Here is a 5,454-nt window from a genome sequence, read left to right on the forward strand (position 1 = left end):
CGCGGTCGAGGATGAACGCGATACGGCTCATGTAGCCGCAGCCCTCCAGGAAGGCCAGGCAGAAGAACAAGACGAGCAGCTGGGGAACGAAGCCCAGAACGGCGCCCACGCCAGCAACGATGCCGTCAAGAACCAGGCTCTGGACCTGGGCATCTACCTGACCAGCCTCCATGGCGTTGCCAATGAGGGTGGGGATGCCGGGAACCCAGATACCGTACTCGTTGGGATCGGGCTCTTCCACTTCAAGAGCCTCTTCGAACGCAGCGGTGTCGACTTCGACGACCTCGTTCTCGCCGGTTTCGTCGTCGTAGCTATCGTACGTCGCCACGATTTCGGCCTTCTCGGTCGCGCTGGTGAACAGCTTCATGTCGGACTCGTAAGCCGCGACCTCTTCTTCCGTGGCGTCGTCGCCGGGAGCTTCGGGGGCATCGATGCCGGCCTCGGAAGCTGCGGCGGTAAACGCCTCGATGGAGTTCTGAGCGCTTTCGTACTCGTCGGCTACTTCGCTGTATTCTTCCTGACCGGCGCCGATGAACCAGCCATCGCCAAACAGGCCGTCGTTAGCCCAGTCGGTGGCGGGGCCGCCCACGGCGGTGATGGAGATGAAGTACACCAGGAACATGGTGACCACGAAGATGGGAATCGCCAGGAAGCGATTGGTGACCACGCGGTCGATGCGGTCGGAAATGGGTTCCTTCTTGTTCTGCGCATGCTTCACGCAGCTGTCGATGATGCTGGTGATGTAGGCATAACGCTCGTTGACGATGATGCTTTCGGAGTCGTCGTCGTGCGCTTCCTCCGACGCCTTGATGATGGATTCCACATCGGGCGTGGACGTCATGTTGGAAGCAATCTTCGAGTCGCGCTCGAACAGCTTGACGGCAAAGAAGCGCTTCGCGCTGGCGGGAACGTCGGCGGGGAGCTTGACTTCGATCTGCGAAAGGGTTTCTTCCACTTCGTCGGCGAAGCGATGAGCGAGCTTAGGGGCGACCTTGCCCTGGGCGACTTCCATGAGCGTGGAGATGACCTTGTCGATGCCCGCGCCCTTCAGGGCGGAAATGGCCACGACGGGGCAGCCCATGCTCTGGGAGAGCGCCTCGAGATCGATCTTGTCGCCGCTCTTTTCCACGACATCCATCATGTTCACGGCGATTACCGTGGGGATGCCCAGCTCAAGAGCCTGCGTGGTGAGATAGAGATTGCGCTCGAGGTTCGAGCCGTCGACGATGTTCAGTACCGCCTGCGGATGCTCGTTAATGAGGTAATCGCGCGCGACGACCTCTTCGAGCGTGTAGGGGGAAAGCGAGTAAATGCCAGGCAGGTCGACAACAGTAACGTCGCTGTTGCCCTTCAGCTTGCCCGTCTTCTTTTCGACCGTTACACCGGGCCAGTTACCCACGTACTGGTTTGCACCGGTGAGGGCGTTGAACAGGGTGGTTTTACCGCAATTGGGGTTGCCCACCAACGCCACATTGAATTCCATTGATACCTCCGTGTTACTTGTTAACTGTAGTTAACTCTTTTGCGCGAAAAAATTCGCTACGCGATTTCCACCTGGCTGGCTTCTTCCTTGCGCAGGGAGAGCTCGTAGCCGCGGATCGTGACTTCGACGGGATCGCCCAGGGGAGCAACCTTACGCACATACACCGAGGTGCCTTTGGTGATGCCCATGTCCATAATGCGTCGCTTCGTGGCACCCTGCCCCAGAAGCTTCACAACGGTGACGGTATCGCCGGGTTTTGCCGTATCGAGCGTTGACATATACCTTCCTTTCGAAAACAAAGACATGCATTGCCCCTGACATACGCCCCATACGGGACCCATGTTAGGAACAGTGCTACGGATGACGGAGTTAGCGAGGTGCTAGACCATGATGCACTTGGCGAGCTTTTCGTCGAGGGCGACGCGGGTGCCCTTCACGCTGACGATGAGGTTGCCGCCGATGCGCGAAACCACAGACAGTTTCGTGCCGGGCACGAAGCCCATGCTGCTGAGATGCAGACGCGTATCGCCTTCGCCGGCGACGGCGTGAATGATGTAATCCTTGCTCGGCTGAACCGTGGTGAGGACCATTTCGTTTCCTTTCAGTTCGCGCCCATTTCCGGAATGTAGGCACGACTAACAGTAAGGTACCGCTAACTGCGCTTACTATCATCTAACACGGAAAGTAAGTCAACCCTTACGGATTATTTTTTAGTAGATTCACCTAACTTTTTTCGTCCGAACGGATTTTGAGGCGTTTGGCCAACGGCTAAACGGAGTGCACGCTCCCCCGTCGCGTGCGTCCGTTCGTCTGTTCGGGCTTGCGGAGCGCAAAGGGCCGGCAAAAAGAAAGGGCCGCATGGCGGCCCCTGAAAACAAAAGAGGGCGAATCCGGGAGAAGCGGTCGGATTCGCCCTGACCCTCATGCGTGTAAGCAGACGAGAAGGAGGTGGTGCACGGGGCCTTTCGGTTAAACATTGTCAATCCGGTTTGCGTTAGGCATGTCTAACTGCTTACCGTGGTTCATATATTAGGCGAACCTAACCAATAGTCAACCCCTTTGCTAGAAATTATTTAACTTTTTTCGCGAGCAGCTGAAAGGGTCTTGCGTTATTTCATGAAGGACGCCTCAACGAGGCGGGCACTTTAGCGCGTAATAGTATACTTGCGCAAAAGAGCCAACTTCGAGTGGAGGCTACCATGGCTAACCTGTATATAGATACTCGCGGGCGCGCGGAAAAGGCGATCCCATTCACCCAGGCCGTCGTGCAGGGCTTGGCAGATGGCGGCGGGCTCTTCGTCCCCCAGTCCATCCCCCAGTTTTCCCTCGACGAAATCCTGGAGCTCTCCACGTTGCCCTACGCCCAGCGCGCGGCAACTATCTATAAGGCATTCGGCATCGACCTTCCCGACAGCCAGGTCGACGAGCTCATGAACGCCGCATATGGCGACAACTTCGACTCTGCCGACATCTGCCCCATCACCTCGCTCGATAGCGATACGCATATCCTCGAGCTCTGGCATGGCCCCACGAGCGCGTTCAAGGACATGGCCCTGCAGTGCCTTCCCCTGTTCTTCAGCGCCAGCGCGCAGAAGCTGCGCGACGAGGGCGTTATCGACCACACCTTCCTCATCCTGGTTGCCACCTCGGGCGATACCGGCAAGGCCGCCCTGGAAGGCTTCAAGGACAAAGACGGCGTGAAGATCGGCGTGCTCTACCCGCACGGCGGCGTGAGCGACATCCAGCATAAGCAAATGGCCACCCAGGCGGGCAACAACGTGAAGGTATGGGCCGTACGCGGCAACTTCGACGACTGCCAGACGGGCGTAAAGCGCACGTTCGCCAACGAAGAGTTCGCCCAGGAACTCATGAGCGAGCACAAGGTTGCCCTCTCCAGCGCGAACTCCATTAACTGGGGCCGCCTCCTTCCGCAGGTCGTGTACTACGTGTCCAGCTACGCGCAGCTCGTTGCGCAGGGCAAGGTGGAAGCCGGTTCCCCCATCGACGTTTGCGTGCCCACCGGCAACTTCGGCAATATCCTGGCCGCATGGTACGCCAAGCAGATCGGCACGCCCATCGAGCGCCTGCTGTGCGCCAGCAACGAGAATCGCGTGCTCACCGATTTCATCAACACCGGCACGTACGACATCTCCGACCGCGAATTCGTGCTCACGCCCAGCCCGTCCATGGACATCCTGGTGTCGTCGAACCTGGAGCGCCAGCTCTTCGAGCTCACCGGCCGCAACGCCAACGCCATCGCCGGCTGGATGAACGACCTGAACACGCAAAAGAAATTCCGCGTCGATGCCGATACGTTCGCCGCGCTGCGCAAGGATTTCGCAAGCGATTCCGTCGACAGCGACGACTGCCTGAAGACCATCAAGGAAGTGCTCGACGAGCACGACTACCTGCTCGACCCGCATACCGCCGTCGCCTACAAGGTGGCCGAGCGCCTGCGCGGGGAAAACCCCGTGCTGGTGGCGAGCACGGCCCATTGGGCAAAATTCGGCGTAAGCGTCTACCGCGCCCTGCACGAGCTCTCGCCCGAAAGCGACCTGCCCGAAAACGTGGGCGCGCTCACGGGCTGCGAGCTGAACGAGCTCATCGCGAAGGAAACGGGCAAGAGCCACATTCCCGCCGGCCTAGCCGAACTCGATGGCAAAGAACTTCGCTTCAAGCAGGTCATCGACGCAGGCACCGAAGATATCCAAAACGCCACGCGCGCATTCCTGGCCGAGTAACGCACCCGGTGATCGCCGCGGGCGGCAATCACCGAAGTATCCGCAAGGGATACACGGACAAAGCCTTATAATTGTCCGGATAGCAGACGTAACCTACGAGGGGAAACTATGACGCCGCTAGATTTGAAACCGAGCATTAAGCTCTCCATCGCGAATCCGCTGTCTGAAGAGAACGCACTCTTCGGCCCCGGCATCGCCGCACTTTGCCGCGGGGTGCGCAGCACCGGCTCCCTCAACGCCGCCGCCAAGAACATGGGCATGGCCTACAGCAAGGCCTGGCGCATCATCAAGGAAACGGAAGAATCACTGGGCATGCAAATGCTGGTGCGCGATGGCGCGCATGGCAGCACGCTCACCGACGAGTGCATTGCCCTGCTCGACGCGTACGACGAACTGAGCAAACGCCTGCAGGCGGAAAGCGAACGCCTCTACAAGGACATCATCTCCTAGCACGCAAGCGCCCCATCGGGGCGCTTTTTACTTCCCCACGCTCTACGCATGCTTCGGGGAAGACGCCGGCGAGCCCACCACCGGGCGCACGTGCAGCTCGACCTCGAACCCCGACGCACCCAGTGGTATTCGCATCGACGTGATGTCTTCCGCCCGCTCGGCAGCAACCATCGAAGGGCTTGCAGCGGCAGCACATGCCTCCAGCCTCCCCGACGAGCCTTCGTTGGGGCTTCCCCGATCTTCTGAAAGCGCAGCAGCGCCCTGCGGGAATCTATGCATGCAGCCATAGCAAATGTCCATGTCGTCGAAACATATCGCCTGGCACACAGGGCATTTCTTCATACGGAACCAACCTTTCTACCTATTTCCATAGCATCGCCCCGGCGATACCAGCCCAACGTTGGCGTATACGCCCGCTCCAAAACCGCAACGGCCCCGCGACAAGACACCACGCGCCCCGGAGGAACGCAACGACATGAGCGTACGATTGTGCCCGATGGGCCCACGAATGCCACATCGAGCGGATAGCGCATGCCGAACGTGTGCACGCTTCGGCATGGCGTCAGCAAGAGCAATTCGCCCGTTGGGCGCGTTCCCAAAAAGCCGCGCACCCGATCGACCCACCGTGCGGCTATGCGCACCGAAGGCCCTTTTCCCACAGTCCTACGCAACGACCATCACCACCATTCTGCTCGATCCGCTATCTTGGCAAACCACGTACAGCCAGCGATACGCCCCATCGCCTTTCACGTACGTCGCCCCTCCCCCACCCAAGGCATC

Annotated in this window: 6 protein-coding genes; 2 read left to right on the top strand and 4 right to left on the bottom strand. The window is 59.4% G+C overall.

Going from position 1 to position 5,454, the window contains the following annotated elements:
• From feoB to AC04P6_RS06310, 3 genes are all read right to left on the bottom strand, one after another.
• Window positions 1–1,483: ferrous iron transporter B (gene feoB / locus AC04P6_RS06300; RefSeq protein ID WP_475565766.1), on the bottom strand; the 1,483-nt coding region annotated here is incomplete at its 3' end.
• A gap of 56 nt (window positions 1,484–1,539) precedes the next feature.
• Window positions 1,540–1,761 carry a FeoA family protein gene (locus AC04P6_RS06305; protein ID WP_475565767.1) on the bottom strand — a complete coding sequence of 74 codons (222 nt, stop codon included), beginning with the start codon at window positions 1,759–1,761 and terminating at the stop codon, window positions 1,540–1,542.
• A gap of 102 nt (window positions 1,762–1,863) precedes the next feature.
• On the bottom strand, window positions 1,864–2,073 hold the full coding sequence (locus tag AC04P6_RS06310; protein ID WP_475565768.1) for a FeoA family protein: 210 nt from the start codon (window positions 2,071–2,073) through the stop codon (window positions 1,864–1,866).
• 609 nt (window positions 2,074–2,682) lie between these two features.
• Here AC04P6_RS06310 and thrC point away from each other — a divergent pair.
• Together thrC and AC04P6_RS06320 are read left to right on the top strand one after the other, a co-directional pair.
• On the top strand, window positions 2,683–4,224 hold the full coding sequence (gene thrC / locus AC04P6_RS06315) for a threonine synthase (protein WP_475565769.1): 1,542 nt from the start codon (window positions 2,683–2,685) through the stop codon (window positions 4,222–4,224).
• A 108-nt stretch (window positions 4,225–4,332) separates the two neighbouring features.
• Window positions 4,333–4,674, top strand: a complete 342-nt coding sequence (locus AC04P6_RS06320) for a winged helix-turn-helix domain-containing protein (protein ID WP_475565770.1) — start codon at window positions 4,333–4,335, stop codon at window positions 4,672–4,674.
• Between the two features lie 42 nt (window positions 4,675–4,716).
• Here the strand turns inward: AC04P6_RS06320 and AC04P6_RS06325 are convergent, their stop codons facing one another.
• Window positions 4,717–5,016 carry a hypothetical protein gene (locus AC04P6_RS06325; protein WP_475565771.1) on the bottom strand — a complete coding sequence of 100 codons (300 nt, stop codon included), beginning with the start codon at window positions 5,014–5,016 and terminating at the stop codon, window positions 4,717–4,719.
• Window positions 5,017–5,454 lie beyond the last annotated feature (438 nt).

It is taken from the genome of Denitrobacterium sp. (assembly GCF_056180635.1).

Excerpts from the sequence above, each read along its gene's own strand:
- thrC (WP_475565769.1), top strand. The coding sequence starts at position 2,683 with ATGGCTAACCTGTATATAGATACTCGCGGGCGCGCGGAAAAGGCGATC.
- AC04P6_RS06310 (WP_475565768.1), bottom strand. The coding sequence starts at position 2,073 with ATGGTCCTCACCACGGTTCAGCCGAGCAAGGATTACATCATTCACGCC.
- AC04P6_RS06320 (WP_475565770.1), top strand. The coding sequence starts at position 4,333 with ATGACGCCGCTAGATTTGAAACCGAGCATTAAGCTCTCCATCGCGAAT.
- AC04P6_RS06305 (WP_475565767.1), bottom strand. The coding sequence starts at position 1,761 with ATGTCAACGCTCGATACGGCAAAACCCGGCGATACCGTCACCGTTGTG.
- AC04P6_RS06325 (WP_475565771.1), bottom strand. The coding sequence starts at position 5,016 with ATGAAGAAATGCCCTGTGTGCCAGGCGATATGTTTCGACGACATGGAC.